The 20,372-nt window shown below is 70.8% G+C and carries 14 protein-coding genes, 1 tRNA gene and 1 rRNA gene; 5 read left to right on the top strand and 11 right to left on the bottom strand.

What is annotated here, in order from left to right:
* Nucleotides 1-57 precede the first annotated feature (57 nt).
* The 3 genes from ACIPYQ_RS29100 to ACIPYQ_RS29110 all read left to right on the top strand — a co-directional run bounded on the left by ACIPYQ_RS29100 (nt 58) and on the right by ACIPYQ_RS29110 (nt 2,563).
* Entirely contained in the window at nt 58-738 is a 681-nt protein-coding gene (locus ACIPYQ_RS29100; RefSeq protein ID WP_401256677.1) for a hypothetical protein, read from the top strand.
* 195 nt (nt 739-933) lie between these two features.
* The gene (locus tag ACIPYQ_RS29105; RefSeq protein WP_401256679.1) at nt 934-1,728 is read left to right on the top strand and encodes an Fpg/Nei family DNA glycosylase; all 795 of its coding nucleotides are present in this window, start codon (nt 934-936) and stop codon (nt 1,726-1,728) included.
* A gap of 64 nt (nt 1,729-1,792) precedes the next feature.
* Nucleotides 1,793-2,563: an SDR family NAD(P)-dependent oxidoreductase gene (locus ACIPYQ_RS29110; RefSeq protein ID WP_401256681.1), complete on the top strand. Its 771-nt coding sequence runs from the start codon at nt 1,793-1,795 to the stop codon at nt 2,561-2,563.
* On the opposite strand, the gene ACIPYQ_RS29115 is transcribed toward ACIPYQ_RS29110, so the two are convergent.
* The 9 genes from ACIPYQ_RS29115 to ACIPYQ_RS29155 form a co-directional block, all read right to left on the bottom strand.
* Entirely contained in the window at nt 2,511-2,834 is a 324-nt protein-coding gene (locus tag ACIPYQ_RS29115) for a hypothetical protein (RefSeq protein WP_401256683.1), read from the bottom strand. The two genes, ACIPYQ_RS29110 and ACIPYQ_RS29115, sit on opposite strands and share 53 nt — an antisense overlap.
* A 171-nt stretch (nt 2,835-3,005) precedes the next feature.
* Nucleotides 3,006-3,386, bottom strand: a complete 381-nt coding sequence (locus tag ACIPYQ_RS29120) for a helix-turn-helix domain-containing protein (protein ID WP_030012484.1) — start codon at nt 3,384-3,386, stop codon at nt 3,006-3,008.
* A gap of 109 nt (nt 3,387-3,495) precedes the next feature.
* Nucleotides 3,496-4,005, bottom strand: coding sequence for a CinA family protein (locus ACIPYQ_RS29125; RefSeq protein ID WP_362242545.1), 510 nt, complete (start codon nt 4,003-4,005; stop codon nt 3,496-3,498).
* 85 nt (nt 4,006-4,090) lie between these two features.
* Nucleotides 4,091-4,747 carry a CDP-diacylglycerol--glycerol-3-phosphate 3-phosphatidyltransferase gene (pgsA, locus tag ACIPYQ_RS29130; RefSeq protein ID WP_401256685.1) on the bottom strand — a complete coding sequence of 219 codons (657 nt, stop codon included), beginning with the start codon at nt 4,745-4,747 and terminating at the stop codon, nt 4,091-4,093.
* A complete protein-coding gene (gene rimO / locus ACIPYQ_RS29135) occupies nt 4,744-6,231 on the bottom strand; it encodes a 30S ribosomal protein S12 methylthiotransferase RimO (protein WP_361765460.1) in 1,488 nt (495 codons plus the stop codon). The genes pgsA and rimO overlap by 4 nt, the downstream gene beginning before the upstream one ends.
* A 126-nt stretch (nt 6,232-6,357) precedes the next feature.
* A complete protein-coding gene (locus tag ACIPYQ_RS29140) occupies nt 6,358-7,257 on the bottom strand; it encodes a RodZ domain-containing protein (protein WP_361765457.1) in 900 nt (299 codons plus the stop codon).
* A gap of 221 nt (nt 7,258-7,478) precedes the next feature.
* Nucleotides 7,479-10,274: a DNA translocase FtsK gene (locus ACIPYQ_RS29145; RefSeq protein WP_401256688.1), complete on the bottom strand. Its 2,796-nt coding sequence runs from the start codon at nt 10,272-10,274 to the stop codon at nt 7,479-7,481.
* 115 nt (nt 10,275-10,389) lie between these two features.
* Nucleotides 10,390-11,073: a response regulator gene (locus tag ACIPYQ_RS29150; RefSeq protein ID WP_319729795.1), complete on the bottom strand. Its 684-nt coding sequence runs from the start codon at nt 11,071-11,073 to the stop codon at nt 10,390-10,392.
* Nucleotides 11,074-11,346: 273 nt separating this feature from the next.
* The gene (locus ACIPYQ_RS29155; protein WP_401256690.1) at nt 11,347-16,881 is read right to left on the bottom strand and encodes a HAMP domain-containing protein; all 5,535 of its coding nucleotides are present in this window, start codon (nt 16,879-16,881) and stop codon (nt 11,347-11,349) included.
* Nucleotides 16,882-17,047: 166 nt separating this feature from the next.
* Here ACIPYQ_RS29155 and ACIPYQ_RS29160 point away from each other — a divergent pair, with 166 nt between their 5' ends.
* On the top strand, nt 17,048-19,633 hold the full coding sequence (locus ACIPYQ_RS29160) for a SpoIIE family protein phosphatase (RefSeq protein ID WP_401256692.1): 2,586 nt from the start codon (nt 17,048-17,050) through the stop codon (nt 19,631-19,633).
* Between the two features lie 51 nt (nt 19,634-19,684).
* Nucleotides 19,685-20,155, top strand: a complete 471-nt coding sequence (locus tag ACIPYQ_RS29165) for a hypothetical protein (RefSeq protein ID WP_401256694.1) — start codon at nt 19,685-19,687, stop codon at nt 20,153-20,155.
* Between the two features lie 43 nt (nt 20,156-20,198).
* On the opposite strand, the gene ACIPYQ_RS29170 is transcribed toward ACIPYQ_RS29165, so the two are convergent.
* Nucleotides 20,199-20,274: transfer RNA gene (locus tag ACIPYQ_RS29170), tRNA-Thr, on the bottom strand.
* Nucleotides 20,275-20,279: 5 nt separating this feature from the next.
* Nucleotides 20,280-20,372, bottom strand: a 5S ribosomal RNA gene (gene rrf / locus ACIPYQ_RS29175); the annotation flags it as partial.

Below are 20,372 nucleotides of genomic sequence, written 5' to 3' on the forward strand. Positions count from 1 at the left end.
TATCAAGATGATCACAGGCATTGCATTGGCGATGCACAGTCATGGGGGAGTAGAAGAGTGAGCACCATCAGCATGCGTACCACCACCCTCGGCGCGGTCGTTCTGGCGGTCGCCGGCACCCTGGCCCTGACCGGCTGCAAGAACGGCAACGAGGAGCTGCCTCCCGCGCAGCCGAGCGGTTCCGCCTCGGCCGGCGCCCCGTCCGCTTCTCCCGCCGCCCCGTCCGGATCGGCGAGCCCCACCACGGGCGGCAGCGAGGCCCCCGCCGGAGCGAACGGCACGGCGAAGTCCGGCCAGACCTTCAAGATCGGCGAGGCCGCGGAGATCCCGTTCAGCTACGGGAGCAACAAGGGCGGCCAGATCGCCCTCACGGTCACCGCGATCGAGCAGGGCGACCCCGCCGACCTGGACGTGCTCAAGCTCGGCGACAAGGTGAAGGGGATGATCCCGTACTACATCCGCTACTCGGTCAAGAACACCGGCACCACGGACCTGTCTCACTCGTCCGTGACCCAGGTCAAGGGCCTGCTCGGGGACGGCACCGAGGCCCAGCGCCTGTCGGTCATAGGAAAGTTCGAGAAGTGCCCGACCGAGTCGCTGCCGAAGGGCTTCGTCAACGGCCAGACGCAGACCACCTGCGTGGTGGCCCTCGCCCCGTCGGCCCAGACGAAGGTCTCCGCGGCCGAGTACTGGGGCAACCCGTACAACTACCCGAACAAGGGTCTCGTCTGGAAGTGATGAGCGGCCCGGCCGGCCCGACCGGCCCCTCTGACCTCTCGACCCCCTCGGGCCCCTCCTGACCCGAAGAGCCCCTGTGGCCGCATGCACCTCGCCGCAGGGGCTCGCGCCGTTCGCCCGGCCCTGCGGGCCCGCCGGGCCCCGGGCCTCCCCGAACCCCGGCCCCCACAGGCCGCGGCGGGCGACAATGGCCCCATGCCCGAAGGCGACAGCATCCGGCGCGCGGCGACCCGTCTCCACGCCGCCCTGGCAGGCCGCGAACTCACCCGCAGCGACCTCCGCGTCCCCCGCTTCGCCACCGCCGACCTCACCGGCCGCGTGACCCTCGACGTCACCCCCCGCGGCAAACACCTCCTCACCCGCTTCGAGGGCGGACTCACCCTGCACAGCCACCTCCGCATGGACGGTGCCTGGCACGTCTTCGCCGCAGGCGAGAAGTGGCGCGGCGGCCCCGCCCACGAGATCCGGGCCGTCCTCGGCACCGCCGAGCACACCGCCGTCGGCTACCGCCTCCCCGTCCTGGAGCTGCTCCGCACCGCGGACGAGGACCGGGCCGTGGGCCATCTCGGCCCCGATCTCCTCGGCCCGGACTGGGATGCCGCGCGAGCCGCCGCCAACCTGCTCGCCGCCCCCGAGCGCCCCCTCGGCGAGGCCCTGCTCGACCAGCGCAACCTCGCCGGCGTCGGCAACATCTACAAGGCCGAGCTCTGCTTCCTCGCCGGGGTCACCCCGTGGACACCGGTGGGCGCGCTCCCCGAGGCGACCCTGCCCCGCCTGGCCGCCGCCGCCCACCGGCTGCTGTCCGCGAACACCGGCGAGCGGCCGGGCCCCCGCAACACCACCGGCAGCCACCGCCCGGGCCAGAACCTCTTCGTCTACGGCCGCTCCCACCGGCCGTGCCTGCGCTGCGGCACCCCCGTCCGCGAAGCCCCCCAGGACGACCGCCCCACCTACTGGTGCCCCCGCTGCCAGCCGGGCCCGACGCCGTAGGCGGTGTCCAGGCGACAGGACGCACCGGTTGACGCTCCGTCAGATCCGGTCGTACCGTCCCCGCATGCCCACACCCACAGCCTCGTACGACCTCACCGGCCGCACCGCCCTGGTCACCGGCGCGGCCAGCGGCATCGGCCGCGCCACCGCCGTCCTCCTCGCCGAGGCGGGCGCGCACGTCCACTGCGCGGACCGCGACGAGCAGGGCCTCACCGAGACGGCCGCCCTCGTCACCAAGGCCGGCGGCGCCGCCACCGTCCATCCCCTCGACGTCACCGACCGGGCGGCGCTCCGGGCGGCCGTCACCGCGGCGGGCCCGCTCGACATCACGGCCGCCATCGCCGGGGTCATGCACACCAGCAGCGTCCTGGAGACGACCGACGAGGACCTCGACCGGATCCTGGACGTCAATTTCAAGGGGGTGCTGCGCACCTGCCAGGAGGCCGCCCGCAGCATGATCGCGGCGAGCCGGCCCGGCTCCATCGTCACCATGGCCTCCGGGGCCGTGGACGCCGCCCAGCCCGGCCTGCTCTGCTACAGCGCCGCCAAGGCCGCCGTGGTGCAGCTGACCAAGACCCTCGCCACCGAGGCCGGCCCGCACGGCATACGGGTCAACGCCGTCGCCCCCGGATGGATCCGCACCCCGATGACCGGCCGCCACAGCCCCGAGGTCCAGGAACAGACCGAGGCGGCGATGGTCCGCATGTCCCCCCTGCGCCGGGTCGGCGAGCCCGGGGACATCGCCCAGGCGGTGCTCTACCTGGCCTCGGACGCCTCGTCCTTCATGACGGGTCAGATCCTTCGCCCGAACGGCGGAGTGTCGATGCCCTGGTGACCCCGGAACCTGCGGCAGTCCCGGCACCTACGGCACCCTCCGCAGCCCCGCCACCGACGCCGGCACCCACCGGCCGCCGTGACCTCCGCACCGGGCCCGGCACGCAGTGCACCGGCAGCAGCCCCAGCCCCCAGCCGCCCACCGCCACCGCGCCCTCCACGGCCCCGGACTCCTCCGGCGCCAGCACCAGCCGCAGCACGGCCCACCACCACAGGACCCCCACCGTCAGCGCGAGGGCCGACGCCGCAGGTACGTGCAGTAACCGCCGCACGGCTACCTCCCTGGGGGTCCCCCCAGACGGAGCCTGGGGGAGGGCCGGGACCCTGACGGCCCCATCCTCCCGCACCACCCCCGCCACCGCACCCAGAACGGCCCGGAGCCCCGGCCGGTGCATCACGCACCGGCCGGGGCTCCGGCCACGCTCAAACGCTCACGTGCTCGCTCACGCGGCTACGACATTCACCGCTTCCGCAGGCGCCTTGATGGTCACCCGCTCCGGTCCACCCGTGACCGAAGCCATGGAGACCGAATTGAGCATCGGGCGGACCGGCACACTCACCGGTTCGCTTGCCGCGGCCGACTGTGCCAGCTCGGCCAGCGACAGTTCGTCACTGACTTCGCGCATCAGCTCGGACATCCGTACGTCCAACGCGTCGCAGATCGCGGAGAGCAGCTCGGAGGATGCCTCCTTCTGCCCCCGCTCCACCTCGGAGAGATAGCCGAGCGAAACTCGGGCCGACGAGGAGACTTCGCGCAGAGTACGGCCCTGGCGCTGGCGCTGCCGACGCAGCACGTCACCCAGCAGGCGACGGAGCAGAATCATCGGTGGCTCCCTCCTCTGACCGTGTAGCCGCATCCTTCACGCCCCACCGTACCGCCTCGCGCCGCGGCCGTGCGGGGAGCGATGTCGTGTTCACTCAGGGCTGCAAACATCAAATCCCCCCGTTCTGTTCCGTATCCTGCCTCCGCGCATTCTCACGGAGTTGGCCTGAGAGAAGCTCGAGCACTGTGCGTGCACTCTCCCTACGGATTTCCGCACGGGAGCCGTTCAACCTCAGCCGGACCGTTTTCCTGCTCCCCGGACCGTCCACCGCGACGAAGACGGTGCCCACCGGCTGCCCGTCCTGCGGCTCCGGACCGGCCACCCCGGTGGTCGCGATTCCCCACGAAGCGCCCATCACGCGCCGCACCCCGGCCGCCATCTCCGCCGCGACCTGCGCGTTCACCGCGCCTTCGGCCGCGAGCAGTCCCGCGTCCACCCCGAGGACCCGGTGCTTGATCTCCGTGGCGTACGCCGTGACCGATCCGCGGAAGGACTGCGAGGCGCCGGGAACCGCCGTGAGTTCGGCGGCCACCATGCCGCCGGTCAGCGATTCGGCCACGGCGAGCGACTGGTCACTTTCCGTGAGCAGGCGCAGCACCTCCGCGGCGACATCGAACACATGATCGATTACGTCGCCCGCTCCGGCATAGCCGGACGCCCCCGCTCCGCCTCCGGTCACCGGAAGGATTCCCCCACGCCGTCGGTCACTGTGCGGCCCGCTCCGCCGCGATCCCCTGCCGGCGCAGCACGACCGCCTGCCGGATGTAGTCCAAACCGGTGACGACGGTCAGCACGACGGCGATCGCCATCACCCAGAAGCGCATGGTCGCCAGCGCCCCGGTCAGCGCGAGTACGTACATGCCCACGGCCGTGCCCTGGGCCAGGGTCTTCAGCTTGCCGCCGCGGCTGGCCGGAATCACTCCGTAGCGGATGACCCAGAAGCGCATGAGCGTGATCCCGAGCTCCCGCCCGAGGATCACCCCGGTCACCCACCAGGGGAGGTCGCCGAGCCAGGAGAGACAGATCAGCGCCGACCCCATGATCGCCTTGTCGGCGATGGGGTCGGCGATCTTGCCGAAGTCCGTGACCAGGTTGTACGTCCGGGCCAGGTGCCCGTCGAAGATGTCCGTGATCATGGCGACGGCGAACGCCGCCCAGGCCCAGGCGCGCCAGGCCGGGTCGTAGCCGCCCTCGGCGAGCAGCAGGAAGACGAATCCCGGCACCAGGACGAGCCGGATCATCGTCAGGATGTTGGCGATGTTCCACAGGCTGGCCTGATTGACCGCCGCGGCCCCCAGCTTCGCGCCGGGTACGGGCCGGCGATCGGTCCCGCCCGCCGCAGATGCCGGGACTCCGGTCATCCGGCCGCCTCCTCAAGATCCATGCCCAGGGGCTCCGCCACCAGGTCCACACCCAGGGTGCCGACCACCTTGGCCGTGACGATACGCCCGGGGACCAGGCCCGTGCTGTCCGTGAAGACAACCTGGCCGTCGGTCTCGGGGGCCTGGTGGGCGGCGCGCCCGTAGGCACCGTCGCCGTCCTCGTCGACCGCCTCCACGGACTCGACGAGCACCTCCAGGGTCTCTCCGATCCGCTCCTCCGCGCGCTGCGAGGTGAGCTCCTCGGCGAGCCGCTGCATGTGCGCGAGCCGCTCGGCGATGGTGTCCTCGTCCAGCTTGTGGTCGTAGCCGACGGCCTCGGTGCCGTCCTCGTCCGAGTAGCCGAAGATGCCGATGGCGTCCAGGCGCGCGTGGGTGAGGAAACGCTCCAGCTCGGCGAAGTCCGACTCCTTCTCGCCGGGGAAGCCGACGATGAAGTTGGACCGCACACCGGCCTGCGGGGCCTTGCTGCGGATGGTGTCCAGCAGCTCCAGGAACCGGTCGGTGTCACCGAAGCGGCGCATGGCGCGCAGCACGTCGGGGGCCGAGTGCTGGAAGGACAGGTCGAAGTACGGCACGACCTTGGGGGTCGAGGTGAGCACGTCGATCAGGCCCGGCCGCATCTCGGCGGGCTGCAGGTAGCTCACGCGCACGCGCTCGATGCCGTCCACCGCGGCCAGCTCCGGCAGCAGGCTCTCCAGCAGCCGGATGTCGCCGAGGTCCTTGCCGTACGAGGTGTTGTTCTCGGAGACCAGCATGACCTCCTTGACGCCCTGCTCGGCGAGCCAGCGGGTCTCGCCCAGCACGTCGCTGGGGCGGCGGGAGATGAAGGAGCCGCGGAAGGACGGGATGGCGCAGAAGGAGCAGCGCCGGTCGCAGCCGGAGGCGAGCTTGACCGAGGCCACGGGGCTCTTGTCCAGGCGGCGGCGCAGGGGCGCGCGCGGCCCGGAGGCGGGCGCGACTCCGGTGGGCAGGTCGGCGGGGGCCTCGGCCGGCTCCTGGGCGTGGCCGGGGAGGGCCACCTCGGCGCTCTGCCGCTCCGCGGGGCTGATCGGCAGCAGCTTGCGCCGGTCGCGCGGGGTGTGGGCCTCCACGCTGCCACCGTTCAGGATGGTCTGGAGGCGGTTGGAGATGTCGGCGTAGTCGTCGAAACCGAGGACTCCGTCCGCTTCCGGCAGGGCTTCGGCGAGCTCCTTGCCGTAGCGCTCGGCCATGCAGCCGACGGCGACGACCGCCTGGGTCTTGCCGTGATCCTTGAGATCGTTGGCTTCCAGGAGGGCGTCTACGGAGTCCTTCTTGGCGGCTTCGACGAAGCCACAGGTGTTGACGACGGCTACGTCCGCATCGGCGGCGTCCTCGACGAGCTCCCAGCCATCCGCCGCCAAGCGGCCTGCGAGCTCCTCCGAGTCCACCTCGTTACGGGCGCAGCCAAGAGTGACAAGGGCGACGGTACGGCGTTCGGGCATGGACTCAAGACTACTTCGTCCCGGCGTCGGCCCCAGCCGCAAGTCCCCGTACAGCAAGATCCCCGGGGTGCGGCGCAGCACCCCGGGGATCCGGATTTCCTTGTTCCGCCCGGGGGCGGCCTCTGCTCAGCCCGCCTGGGGCTGATCCTGAAGAGGGTCCGCCTTGGTGTATGTGAGGCGTTCCACCTGACCCGGCTGGAAGTCGTCCTTGATCTCCTTGCCGTTCACGAAGAGCTTCACGGCCCCGGCGTCGCCGAGCACGAGGTCGACGGATTCCTTGTCCGTGAAGGTCTTGGACTCACCCTGCGTGAGGGTGCCGTCGAAGAGCAGCCGGCCGGTGGAGTCCTTGGCGGAGATCCAGCTCTCGCCCGTGTCGGCCGTCAGGACGACGGTGACGAGGTCCTTGGGCGCGGCGGCGATCGCGCTGTCCGAGGGTTCCGGCTTGGGCGCGACAGGGGTCTGCTGGGGCTGCGCGGCCGGCTTGCCCCCGGTCTGCTTGGTGGCCGTGGGCTTCGGCGTGGCGGAACCTTCCGCCACCGGCCGCTTGTCCTTCTCGTCGCCGCCGCTGAAGGCGGTGAAGCCCACGAAGCCGATCACGGCGACGATGGCGGCGACCATGGCCGCGGTCCAGTTGGGCCGCTGCCGTTCGGGTCGGATGCGCTCGGCATCGAACATCGGCGCGGCGGGCGTGGGAGCCGGCCGGCCTCCGTGGGCCGCGTCGTAGCTCTCGACCAGGGGTACCGGGTCGAGGTCGACGGCGCGGGCGAGCGTACGGATGTGACCGCGGGCGTACACGTCGCCGCCGCACCGCGTGAAGTCGTCCTCTTCGATCGCGTGCACGATCGGAATGCGCACGCGGGTGATGGAACTGACCTCGTCGACGGTGAGCCCGGCGGCGATGCGGGCCTTCTTGAGGGCGGTCCCGATGGACGGGGTCTCGACGGGTCGTTCGACGAGGCGGTCCTCGGACCGGTCGTCGGTCGAAGGCCGCTCTTCTTCGGGGGAGTTGGCGTTGCCGATGGACACGTGGGCGCCTTTCGAGCGTGTAGCCACCTGCTGGATGTCCAGTCTAGGGGGGTGACGAAAGGGTGAAGCAACCGGAGGGTGCACTTCATACGCCATATGAATGGCGAAGGGAGGTCCGCTCCGGCGTGGCGGACCGACGCCGTACGCGAGGTCGTGCGCGGTACCACTTACCTCCCTTCAACTGGACGTGGGCCCAAGGGAAACGGTTGCTCGCGAATTGGTTACGGATGGGCCTCGCCGCGGATGACGGCGAGCACGTCGTCCAGCTCGTCGGCCTTCAGCAGGACGTCGCGCGCCTTCGAACCCTCGCTCGGGCCGACGATCCCCCGCGATTCCATGAGGTCCATCAGCCGCCCGGCCTTGGCGAAGCCCACCCGCAGCTTGCGCTGGAGCATCGAGGTGGAGCCGAACTGCGTGGTGACCACCAGCTCCGCCGCCTGGCACAGCAGGTCCAGGTCGTCGCCGATCTCCTCGTCGATCTCCCTCTTCTGCTTCTGCCCGACGGTGACGTCGTCCCGGAAGACGGGCGCCATCTGGTCCTTGCAGTGCTGCACGATCCCGGCGATCTCGTCCTCGGTGACGAAGGCCCCCTGGAGACGGACCGGCTTGTTCGCCCCCATCGGCAGGAACAGCCCGTCACCCTTGCCGATCAGCTTCTCGGCGCCCGGCTGGTCGAGGATGACCCGGCTGTCGGCGAGGGAGGAGGTGGCGAAGGCCAGGCGCGAGGGCACGTTCGCCTTGATCAGGCCGGTGACCACGTCCACCGAGGGCCGCTGGGTGGCGAGCACCAGGTGGATGCCGGCCGCGCGGGCCAGCTGGGTGATCCGGACGATCGAGTCCTCGACGTCGCGCGGGGCCACCATCATCAGGTCGGCCAGCTCGTCGACGATCACCAGCAGGTACGGGTAAGGGCTGAGCTCCCGCTCGCTGCCCGGCGGCAGTTTGATCTTGCCGTCCCGGATGGCCTGGTTGAAGTCGTCGATGTGCCGGTAGCCGAAGGCGGCCAGGTCGTCGTAGCGCAGGTCCATCTCGCGCACGACCCACTGCAGGGCCTCGGCGGCCCGCTTGGGGTTGGTGATGATCGGCGTGATCAGGTGCGGGATGCCCTCGTACGCCGTCAGCTCCACCCGCTTGGGGTCGACGAGCACCATCCGGACGTCCTCCGGGGTCGCCCGGACCATGACGGAGGTGATCAGGCAGTTGATGCAGGAGGACTTTCCGGAACCGGTGGCGCCGGCCACGAGCACGTGCGGCATCTTGGCCAGGTTGGCCATGACGTAGCCGCCCTCGACGTCCTTGCCGAGCGCGACCAGCATCGGGTGGTCGTCCTCGGCCGCGTCCGCGAGACGCAGTACGTCGCCCAGGTTGACCATCTCGCGGTCGGTGTTCGGGATCTCGATGCCGACCGCGGACTTGCCCGGGATCGGGCTGATGATCCGCACGTCCGGCGAGGCCACGGCGTAGGCGATGTTCTTGGTCAGCGCGGTGATCCGCTCGACCTTGACCGCCGCGCCCAGCGTGACCTCGTACCGGGTGACCGTCGGCCCCCGGGTGAAACCGGTGACGTCCGCGTCGACCTTGAACTCTGTGAACACGTTGCGCAGCGAGGCGACCACCGCGTCGTTGGCGGCGCTGCGGGTCTTGCCGGGCCCGCCCTTCTCCAGCAGGTCCAGCGAGGGCAGGGCGTACGTGATGTCCCCGCGCAGCTGGAGCTGCTCGGCGCGCGGCGGCAGCGCCTGGGTCTGCGGCGGTGCCTTGGTCAGGTCGGGCACCGACAGCGTTCCGGAGGCCGCGGCGGTGGTGGCGTGCGGCCGCTCGGCGGGGGTTTCGGGAGCGGTGGGGGTCTCGGGGGCGGTGGGCGCCGCGGCGCGCTCCCCGCGGGCGGTCGGCACGGGCGCGGTGATCTCGGCGCCCTCCCGCTCGACGGTGATGCCGTGGGTGAGGTCGGCGACGAGCGGGGAGGGCGGCAGGCCGCCGTAGACCACCCCGTCCAGCGCGGCGGCGGCCGCCGCCGCCACGTCGACGGCGTCCATCTCCCGGTCCATGGCCGGCCGGGCGGAGCTCCTGCGCGGCCGGCGGCGCCGGGCGAGGGCCTCCTCCTCGGCGGCGTCCACCGGGTCGTCGGAGTCGGCGGAGGCGCCCGTACGGGCCCGCCACTGCTCGGCGTCGTGCCGGTCCCGCCGGTCGGCGGCGCCTTCGGTGTCCCCGTAGCCCTCGTCGTAGGCGTTCGGGGCGATGATCCCGAGCCGGATGCCGAGCCGGCGCAGCCGCTGCGGGATCGCGTTGACCGGGGTGGCGGTGACCACGAGCAGCCCGAAGATCGTGAGCAGCACCAGCATGGGCACGGCCAGCGGCGCGCCCATGGTGAAGATCAGCGGCTTGGAGGCGCCCCAGCCGACGAGCCCGCCCGCGTTCTGCATCGCGGTGGTGCCCTCGTCCCGGCCGGGCGCCCCGCAGGCGATGTGGACCAGGCCCAGGACCCCGATGACGAGGGCGGAGAGCCCGATGCCGATGCGGCCGTTGGCGTCGGTCTGCTCGGGATGGCGGATGAAACGTACCGCCATGACGCCGAGCAGGATCGGCACGAGCAGATCCAGTCGTCCGAAGGCACCGGTGATCAGCATGGTCACCAGATCCCCGACCGGACCGCTCAGGTTCGACCAGGTACCGGCGGCCACGATCAGCGCGAGGGCGAGCAGCAGCAGCGCGAGGCCGTCCTTGCGGTGGGCGGGGTCGAGGTTCTTGGCCCCCTGGCCGATCCCGCGGAAGACGGCGCCGACGGCGTGCGCGCAGCCGAGCCACACGGCGCGCACCAGCCGCACCACACCCCCCGTCGGGGACGGCGCGGGCTTGGGCGCCGCCTTCTTGGCCGGGGCGCGCTTGGCGGCCGCGGCCTTCTTCGCCGGGGGCTTGCGCGCGGGGGCAGCCTTCTTGGCCGGCGCCGTCGTACGGCCGGTGCGGCCCTTCGCGGTGCCCGCAGTGCTCTGGGAACCCTTGCCGGACGTACTTGAGGCCATGGGCCCGAGGTTACCGGTGCGCGCGCCGGTGGACACGCGTGCCCACCCCTTCACCCGTTCGTGTCGTCGGCTCCGTAGGTGCTTTGACGCACCACCAGAGCCGATGCCCGCGCGGTCAGTTCTGCGAGGGCAGGGCCGGAGCCCCTCCGGCGGTGCCGGGCTCCAGCGCGTCGAGCGCCCGCCGCAGCCCCGTGAGCTTGCGCTCCAGATGGGCCGCGGTCGCCACCACGCCGGCGTCGGCCGAGTCCTCGCCGAGCTGCTTGGTCAGCGCCTCGGCCTGCTCCTCGACCGCCGCGAGCCGCGCGGAGAGCTCGGCCAGCAGTCCGGCCGTCTCCTTGCTGGCGTCCACGCCGTTCGAACTGCCGCCCTCCAGCTGGAGCCGCAGCAGGGCCGCCTGCTCGCGCAGTTGGCAGTTCTTCGTGTACAGCTCCACGAAGACCGACACCTTGGCCCGCAGCACCCACGGGTCGAAGGGCTTCGAGATGTAGTCGACCGCACCCGCCGCGTAACCGCGGAACGTGTGGTGCGGACCGTGGTTGATCGCGGTGAGGAAGATGATCGGGATGTCCCGGGTCCGTTCGCGCCGCTTGATGTGCGCGGCCGTCTCGAATCCGTCCATGCCCGGCATCTGGACATCCAGCAGGATGACCGCGAAATCGTCCGTCAGCAGCGCCTTGAGCGCTTCCTCCCCCGACGACGCCCTGACCAGTGTCTGATCGAGCGCGGAGAGGATGGCCTCCAGCGCCAGCAGATTCTCCGGCCGGTCGTCGACCAGGAGGATCTTGGCCTTCTGCACCATGCCCTGTCCTCCTCGCCCCGGCATGGGGCCTCCCCGGCTCCTGGCTCCGGCATGTCTGCCGGGCCCCGCCCCAGAGGACGGCATCCTTGCGCCGTCCGTCCTTGTGCCGGTCATCGTAGCCCCAGTCCCGAGATCGCCACACCCTGTCACCAAGATGTCACTGTGCACGAAGCAGAAACGTGGTGGGAGAGCAGAAGGTTCCCCGTATACCGGGGTCCCACACCGCTCCGGCCACAGTGAGTCAGCAATTGGTATGCATCGCTCTCCCGACGATCACTTGCCCCGCATCCACTGTTCCATCACCGACAGAAGGTAGTCGGGGTCGACCGGCTTGGTGACATAGTCGGAAGCGCCGGAGTCGATCGCCTTCTCCCGGTCGCCCTTCATCGCCTTCGCCGTCAGCGCGATGATCGGCAGCCCCGCGAACTGCGGCATCCGCCGGATCGCCGAGGTCGTGGCGTATCCGTCCATCTCGGGCATCATGATGTCCATCAGCACGACCGTCACATCGTCGTGCTGTTCGAGGACTTCGATGCCCTCCCGCCCGTTCTCCGCGTACAGCACCGCCAGCCCGTGCTGCTCCAGCACGCTGGTGAGCGCGAAGACGTTGCGTACGTCGTCGTCCACGATGAGCACCTTCTCACCGTGGAAGTCGTACGTCCGCGGCACCACCGGAAGTTCGTCCTCCGCGTTGCCCCAGACGTCCTCGGCCGCCCCCGCGTTCGGCTGTCCCGGCACCGCCGTACGCGGCTCCAGGTCGCTCAGCGCCTTGCGCCGCCGCCGGAACAGCGCGGCCCCGCCGCCCTGCCCCGGCCCGCCCTGCTCGCCGGCCGACAGCGCCGGCCGCGCCGGCTGCGGCGGCCCCTGCGGTACGGCTGCGGGCCCGGCCGGGGCCGCCGGCAGCACCGGCCGCGCCCCGTCCAGGGACCTGCGGTACAGCTCGCCACGGCCACCGCCGGGCGTGGGCGGCGCGTACCCCTGCGGCGGCAGCTCGCTCGGGTGCAGCGGCAGGTACAGCGTGAAGGTGGAGCCGCGGCCGGGCTCGCTCGCCGCGTGGATCTCCCCGCCCAGCAGCCGGGCGATCTCCCGGCTGATGGACAGGCCCAGTCCGGTGCCGCCGTACTTGCGGCTCGTCGTCCCGTCGGCCTGCTTGAACGCCTCGAAGATCACCAGCATCTTGCTGGCCGCGATCCCGATGCCCGTGTCCGTGACGGAGAACGCGATCAGATCCGCGTCCGCCTCCCGCAGCGAACCGGCCTCCAGCAGCTGCTCGCGGATCGCCGTCGGCACATCGGCCCCGGCCGGCCGGATCACCAGCTCCACCGCCCCCGTGTCGGTGAACTTCACCGCGTTCGACAGCAGGTTGCGCAGCACCTGGAGGAGCCGCTGCTCGTCGGTGTGCAGGGTGGCCGGCAGCTCCGGCGAGACCCGCACCGAGAAGTCCAGGCCCTTCTCCGCCGTCAGCGGCCGGAAGGTGGCCTCCACGTAGTCGACGAGCTGGACCAGCGCGATCCGGGTCGGCGAGACGTCCATCTTCCCCGCCTCGACCTTCGACAGGTCGAGGATGTCGTTGATCAGCTGCAGCAGGTCCGAGCCCGCGCCGTGGATGGTCTCGGCGAACTCCACCTGCTTCGGCGACAGGTTCTCGTCCGCGTTGTCGGCGAGCAGCTTGGCCAGGATGAGCAGCGAGTTGAGCGGCGTGCGCAGCTCGTGCGACATGTTCGCCAGGAACTCCGACTTGTAGCGCATCGAGACCGCGAGCTGCTCGGCGCGCTCCTCCAGGACCTGCCGGGCCTCCTCGATCTCGGTGTTCTTCACCTCGATGTCCCGGTTCTGCTGGGCCAGCAGCTCGGCCTTCTCCTCCAGCTCCGCGTTGGCGGCCTGCAGGGCCTTCTGCCGGTTCTCCAGCTCGTCCGAGCGCTCGCGCAGCTGCTCGGTCATCTCCTGCGACTGCTTCAGCAGCATCTCCGTCTTGGAGTTGACGCTGATGGTGTTGACGCTCGTCCCGATCATCTCGGCGATCTGGCTGAGGAAGTCCTTCTGGATCTGCGTGAACGGCGTGAACGAGGCCAGCTCGATGACGCCGAGCACCTTCCCCTCGAAGAGCACCGGCAGCACGATCACGTGCGCCGGCGGCGCCTCGCCCAGCCCCGAGGAGATCTTCAGGTAGCCGGGCGGGGTGTTCTCGACGAGGATCGTCCGCTTCTCCTCGGCGACGGTCCCGATCAGCCCCTCCCCCGGCCGGAAGGCGGTGGGCATCTGGCCGCCCGCGTACGCGTAACTCCCCCGCATCCGCAGCTCGTACGAGCCGTCCGCGCCCCCGTCCGTCCCGATCTCGGTGGTACCGCCGGTCGGCAGCGCCAGGAAGAAGGCGCCGTGCTGGGCAGAGACCACCGGGGTGAGCTCGCTCATGATCAGCGAGGCCACGTCGTCGAGCTCCCGGCGGCCCTGCATCAGGGCGGAGATCCGGGCGAGGTTGCCCTTGAGCCAGTCCTGCTCCTTGTTGGCCAGGGTGGTGTCGCGCAGGTTGACGATCATCGTGTTGATGTTGTCCTGGAGGACCTGGATCTCGCCCGCCGCGTCCACGTCGACCTTCAGGCTCAGGTCGCCCCGGGTCACCGCGGTCGCCACGGCCGCGATCGCGCGCACCTGCCGGGTGAGGTTCCCGGCCATCTCGTTCACGGACTCGGTCAGGTCCCGCCAGGTGCCGTCGACGTCCCGGACCCGTGCCTGGCCGCCCAGGATGCCCTCGGTGCCCACCTCGCGGGCGACCCGGGTCACCTGGTCGGCGAACGAGGAAAGCTGGTCGACCATCGTGTTGATGGTGGTCTTGAGCTCCAGGATCTCGCCCCGGGCATCGATGTCGATCTTCTTGGTCATGTCGCCCTTGGCGATGGCGGTCGTGACCATGGCGATCTGCCGCACCTGACCGGTGAGGTTGGAGGCCATGAAGTTCACCGAATCGGTGAGGTCCTTCCACGTCCCCGACACACCCGGTACGTGCGCCTGGCCGCCGAGCCGGCCCTCCGTGCCCACCTCGCGGGCCACTCGCGTCACCTCGTCGGCGAACGAGGACAGCGTCTTCACCATCGTGTTCACGGTGTCGGCGAGCTGGGCGACCTCGCCGCGCGCCTCGACGGTGACCTTCTTCGTCAGATCGCCGTTGGCGACCGCCGCCGAGACCTGCGAGATGTTGCGCACCTGCGAGGTCAGGTTGTTGGCCATCAGGTTGACGTTGTCGGTCAGGTCCTTCCAGATGCCCGTGACCCCGCGCACCCGGGCCTGACCGCCCAGGATGCCCTCGGAGCCCACCTCGCGGGCCACGCGGGTCACCTGCTCCGCGAAGGAGGACAGCTGGTCCACCATCGTGTTGACGGTGGTGACGAGTTCGAGGATCTCGCCCTTCGCGTCGACGGTGATCTTCTTGGACAGGTCGCCCATCGCGACCGCCGTCGTCACCTCGGCGATGTTGCGCACCTGCGACGTCAGGTTGTTCGCCATGAAGTTGACGGACTGGGTGAGGTCCTTCCAGGTGCCGGAGACACCCTTCACCTCCGCCTGACCGCCCAGGATGCCCTCGGTACCCACCTCCCGGGCCACCCGCGTCACCTGCTCCGCGAAGTTCGAGAGCTGGTCGACCATGGTGTTGAGGGTGTTCTTCAGCTCCAGGATCTCGCCCCGGGCGTCCACATCGATCTTCTGCGAGAGGTCACCGCGGGCCACGGCCGTCGCGACCTGCGCGATGTTGCGCACCTGCGAGGTCAGGTTCCCGGCCATGCCGTTCACGGAGTCCGTCAGGTCACGCCATACGCCGGCCACCCCGGGCACCTGCGCCTGACCGCCGAGGCGACCCTCGGTACCCACGTCCCGGGCCACCCGGGTCACCTGCTCCGCGAAGGCCGAGAGCTGGTCGACCATCGTGTTGATGGTGTTCTTCAGCTCCAGGATCTCGCCCCGGGCGTCCACATCGATCTTCTGGGACAGGTCACCGCGGGCCACCGCCGTGGTCACCTGCGCGATCTGGCGCACCTGGGAGGTCAGGTTCCCGGCCATGAAGTTGACCGAGTCGGTGAGCTCCTTCCAGGTACCGGACACCCCCTCGACCCGGGCCTGGCCTCCGAGGCGGCCCTCCGTGCCCACGTCCCGCGCCATCCGCGTGACCTGGTCGGCGAAGGAGGACAGCTGGTCCACCATCGTGTTCACGGTGTTCTTCAGCTGCAGCATCTCGCCGGAGACGTCCACGGTGACCTTCTGCGACAGATCGCCGTTGGCCACCGCCGTCGTCACCTGCGCGATGTTGCGCACCTGCCCGGTGAGGTTGCGGAAGGCGGTGTTCACCGAATCGGTGAGGTCCTTCCACGTCCCCGCGGCCCCCGGCACCTGCGCCTGGCCACCCAGCTCACCCTCGACGCCGACCTCACGGGCCACTCGCGTCACTTCCGCACCGAAGGACTGGAGCTGGTCCACCATCGTGTTGACGGTGTTCTTCAGCTCCAGCATCTCGCCGGCCACATCGACGGTGACCTTCTGTGACAGGTCGCCGTTGGCCACTGCCGTCGTCACCGTCGCGATGTCCCGCACCTGCGTGGTGAGGTTGCGGAAGACCGTGTTCACCGAATCGGTGAGGTCCTTCCACGTCCCCGCGGCACCCGGCACCTGCGCCTGGCCGCCGAGTGTTCCCTTGGCCCCGACCTCGCTGGCCACGCGCGTGACCTCGTCCGCGAAGGTCCGCAGGGTCTCCGTCATCTGATTGATCGTTTCGGCGAGCTGCGCCACCTCGCCGCGCGCGCTCACCCGGACCTTCTGCGACAGGTCGCCGTTCGCGACCGCCGTCGTCACCTGCGCGATCCCGCGCACCTGGGCCGTCAGGTTCCCGGCCATGGTGTTGACGGAATCCGTCAGGTCCTTCCACACACCCGCGACCCCGGGCACCTTCGCCTGGCCGCCCAGCTCGCCCTCCGTACCCACCTCTCGGGCGACGCGGGTCACCTCGGAGGAGAAGGACGACAGCTGGTCCACCATCGTGTTCACGGTGTTCTTCAGCTGGAGCATCTCGCCGGCCACGTGCACCGTGACCTTGCGCGACAGATCGCCCTTGGCGACCGCCGTCGTGACGAGAGCGATATCACGCACCTGAGCGGTGAGCCGGTACGCCATGGTGTTGACGGAGTCGGTCAGGTCCTTCCAGGAACCGGACATTCCGCGCACCTGGGCCTGACCTCCGAGCTTGCCCTCGGTGCCCACCTCCAGCGCCACGCGCGTCACCTCGTCGGTGAACGCGGACAGCTGGTCGACCAGGTTGTTGACCGTGCGCCCGACCTTCAGGAACTCCCCGCGCAGCGGATGCCCCACCCCGTCGGCGGCCTGCGTCCGCAGGTCCATCCGCTGGTCCAGATCGCCCTCGGCCACCGCCGACAGCACCCGGCCCACTTCGGACACCGGCCGGGCCAGGTCGTCGACCAACTGGTTGGAGGCGTCGATCGCGGCCGCCCAGGAGCCCTCACAGGCACCCGTTTCCAGCCGTTCGCTCAGCTTGCCCTCGCGGCCCACCATCCGCCGCACCCGGGACAGCTCACCGGTCAGGTGGAGATTGCGGTCGGCGACCTCGTTGTAGACGGCGGCGATCTCCGCCATCACGCCCTCGCCGGACACCGTCAACCGCTTGCGGAAGTTCCCGTCCCGCATCGACACCAGGGCCGTGAGCAGCCTGTTCAGAGCAGCAGTATCGACTTCCGTCGTGCCACTGCGCCGGGGACGTCCGCCCTTCGGCCGCGTTCCCGTACGCCGCACCGCTGCGCCAGACTCCACCGTGTCCCTCCCGAAAGGGTCGACCGCTGTTCCGCCGGGCTTCGAGTGCTGCTGCCCGGCTCTTCAAGCCTGCCCAGTGTTTCACCCTGGCCGAACCCGGCCATAACACTTCGGCACCATCGCACACCCGCCGTACCCTGCGGGTGGATTCCCGGACGACGGCACCATGCCGACCGTGAAGGTAAGTAACCTGGCAACCGATGTCCAACCGCGTCGAAGGAGATTCGTGATCACGGCACGGGCGGCTGCCAGCTTCGACCCCCTCGGGCGCTCGGTCGCCGCCGCTCGCGCGTTCGTCCGCGACACCCTGCAGGGCTGGGGTTTCGCGGACATCGTCGACGACGCGGTGGTGCTCACCAGCGAGCTCGTCACCAATGCCGTGGTCCACGCCGGAACCCGGGCCGAGGTCCTGTGCCTGCGCGCCGACGGCGGCGTACGCGTCGAGGTCGCCGACCGGTACCCGGAGCGCGAGCTCCCGCTCCGGCACCCCGACGAGCGCCCGTACGCCGACCCCGACCGCGAGAACGGCCGCGGCCTGATGCTCTGCGCCGCCCTCGCCACCCGCTGGGGCGTCGAGTACACGGCCACGCACAAGCACGTGTGGTTCCGCCTCGACCTGCCAGACCGGCCGGTCGGTACCCGCTCCGCCGGCCCGGTCGTCCCCGACCGCATGCTCCCCCTCGCCGACAGCCGGGTCCGCGTCGCCGTCCTCCAGATCGACGCCTCGGACACCATCTGCGCCTGGAACGAGGACGCGGAGCACATCTTCGGCTACCCCGCCGAGAAGGCCCTCGGCCGCCCCCTCGCCGAGCTCGCCGCCTGGCCGCAGACCCCCGGCACCGGAACCGGCATCGCCGAGGCCCTGCGCCTGTCCCGCTGGGAGGGCAGCTACGGAGTCCGCGGCTCGGACGGCCGCGTGATCCCCGTCTACGCCTCCCACCTGCGCGTCCGCGACGCCCACGGCGAGCCGTCCATCGTCTGCCTCCTCGTCCACGACGACGAGCGCGCCCTGCTCCAGACCCCCGTACGGGTCCCGGCCACCGACAGCGGCCACTTCACCGAGCCGCGCCCCGCGGACCCCTTCGAGGTCTTCATCGGCTCCCCCGCGCCCGACGACCTCGACGGACTCCTCCAGCGCACCGTCGAACGCGCCCGCGACCTCCTCGACGCCGACGCCGCCTTCCTGCTGCTCGCCACCGACGACGAGACCGAGCTGGAGGTCCGCGCCACCACCGGCCTGCCCTCCACCCGCCAGCGCTTCGCCCGCGTCCCCGTCGAGGCCGGCACCAACCGCTACGGCTCCGCCCGCATGCCCGCAGTCCACGACGACCTCACCGCGGTCCCCGGAGCCGTCCCGCTGCTGGAGGCCACCGGCATGCGCTCCGCGGTCACCGTCCCCCTCAAGGTGGAGGGCCGGCTCACCGGCTCCCTCGGCGTCGCCGCCGAAACCCCCGGCCGCTACTCCAACGAAGAGGCCCTCCACCTCCAGTTCGCCGCCGACCGCATCGCCCTCGCCGTGGAATCGGCCCGCCTCGGCGAACTGGAACGGCTGCGCCGCGGCTCCCTCTCCTTCCTCGTCGAGGCCTCCGACCTGCTGGCCGGCACCCTCGACCGGGACCAGACCCTGGCCCTCATGGCCCAGATGACCGTCCCGACCCTCGCCACCTGGTGCGCCGTCTACACCATCGCCGACCAGTCCTCCGACCCGTACCTCTCCTACGTCCTCCACGAGGACGAGGAGCGGATCGACGGCCTCAAGGCCCTGCTCTCCCGGGTCAGCCCGCCCGATCCGGTCCGCGAGGCCGGCGCCCGCCCGTGGCCCGAGGCGACCCTCGCGGTCGGCGGGGAGACGGTGGTCCTGCCGCTCCTCGCCCGCAACCGCGTGATCGGCATGCTCACCCTCGGCAAGCCGCGCGAGGAGCACTTCCGCCAGGAGATCCTCGAACTCGCCGAGGACCTCTCCCGCCGGGCCGCCCTCGCCCTGGACAATGCCCGCCTCTACTCCGAGCGCACCGCGATCAGCCGCTCCCTCCAGCGCAGCCTGCTGCCGCCCGGCTCACCCGCCATCCCCGGCATGGAGGTCGAGGTCATCTACCGCGCCGCCGGCGAGGGCAACGAGGTGGGCGGCGACTTCTACGACGTCTTCCCGATCCGCGACGGCGCGTACGGCTTCGCCATCGGCGACGTCTGCGGTACGGGCCCCGAGGCGGCCGCCGTCACCGGACTCGCCCGGCACGCACTGCGCCTGCTGGCCCGCGAGGGCCTCGGCGGCCCGGCCGTCCTGGAACGTCTCAACGCGGCCATCCTCGACGAGGGCGCCCGCAGCCGCTTCCTCACCCTCCTCTACGGAGAGCTCCACCCGCAGCCCGAAGGCGGCGCCCTGATGAAGGTCGTCTGCGCGGGTCACCCGCTCCCGCTCCGCCTGCGCCCGAACGGCCAGGTCGACGCGGCCGCGGACCCGCAGCCCCTGCTGGGCGTGATCGAGGACCTGGACCTCTACGAGCAGACCCTCACCCTCGACCCCGGCGATGTCCTGCTCTGCGTCACCGATGGCGTGACCGAGCGCCGCGAGGGAACCCGCATGCTCGGCGACGACGGCCTCGCCGAGGTCCTCACCACCTGTACGGGCCTCACCGCGGGCGCGGTCGCCTCCCGCGTGCTGCGCGCCGTGGAACGCTTCGCGGCCGAGCCGGCCTCGGACGACATGGCCATCCTGGCCTTCCGCGTCCCGGAACAGCGCCAAGGCGAGTAACCCGGGCCGGACCGTGGCGAAAGGGCCTCGGCGTGTGGTCAACTCGCGGCCGTGGACACTGTCTTCGCCAGCCTGGTGGCCGTTGCCGGCACCTTGATCGGCTCATTCAGCACGTACCTGTTCCAGCGACGCACCACCGAACGTACGGAAACACGGGCCCGGGAGGAACGCGTCCGCCAGGAACGCCTGGCCGCGTACAGCGGTTACGCGGGCGCGGTCACGGACCTCAAACGCGCCAAGATCACCCTGTGGTTCCGCCGCCGCCTCGACCCCCGTGACGAGGAAAGGCTGCTCGAGGCCCAGCTGGAGAGCGACCGTCACGGCGCCGCCGCCGAGACCGCCGCCTTCCGCCTCCGGCTCGTCGCGGACGACCCGACCCTGCGCCCCCTCATGGAGGCGATATCCGCCCAGCTCAGCGAGATCAACCGTGCGGACGACCGCCAGGGGCTCATAGCCATCGAGAGAGCGTTCGAGGAAGCGGTCAACGCCTTCCTGGAGGCGGCCGCCTCGCGGTTGCCCTGAAAAACAAAAAAGGCCCCCGCCACAAGGCGGGGGCCTTTCTCAATGGAGCCCTTTAACGGAATCGAACCGTTGACCTTCTCCTTACCATGGAGACGCTCTACCGACTGAGCTAAAAGGGCGGGTTGTTCGGCGGCGTCCTACTCTCCCACAGGGTCCCCCCTGCAGTACCATCGGCGCTGAAAGGCTTAGCTTCCGGGTTCGGAATGTAACCGGGCGT

Origin of the sequence: Streptomyces sp. NPDC090045 (assembly GCF_044747975.1) — a bacterium.
In the GTDB taxonomy this organism is placed as follows: Bacteria; Actinomycetota; Actinomycetes; order Streptomycetales; family Streptomycetaceae; genus Streptomyces.

Coding starts and splice junctions, on each gene's coding strand:
- ACIPYQ_RS29105 (WP_401256679.1), top strand. CDS start 934: ATGCCCGAAGGCGACAGCATCCGGCGCGCGGCGACCCGTCTCCACGCC.
- ACIPYQ_RS29110 (WP_401256681.1), top strand. CDS start 1,793: ATGCCCACACCCACAGCCTCGTACGACCTCACCGGCCGCACCGCCCTG.
- ACIPYQ_RS29120 (WP_030012484.1), bottom strand. CDS start 3,386: ATGATTCTGCTCCGTCGCCTGCTGGGTGACGTGCTGCGTCGGCAGCGC.
- pgsA (WP_401256685.1), bottom strand. CDS start 4,747: ATGACCGGAGTCCCGGCATCTGCGGCGGGCGGGACCGATCGCCGGCCC.
- rimO (WP_361765460.1), bottom strand. CDS start 6,231: ATGCCCGAACGCCGTACCGTCGCCCTTGTCACTCTTGGCTGCGCCCGT.
- ACIPYQ_RS29145 (WP_401256688.1), bottom strand. CDS start 10,274: ATGGCCTCAAGTACGTCCGGCAAGGGTTCCCAGAGCACTGCGGGCACC.
- ACIPYQ_RS29150 (WP_319729795.1), bottom strand. CDS start 11,073: ATGGTGCAGAAGGCCAAGATCCTCCTGGTCGACGACCGGCCGGAGAAT.
- ACIPYQ_RS29160 (WP_401256692.1), top strand. CDS start 17,048: ATGCCGACCGTGAAGGTAAGTAACCTGGCAACCGATGTCCAACCGCGT.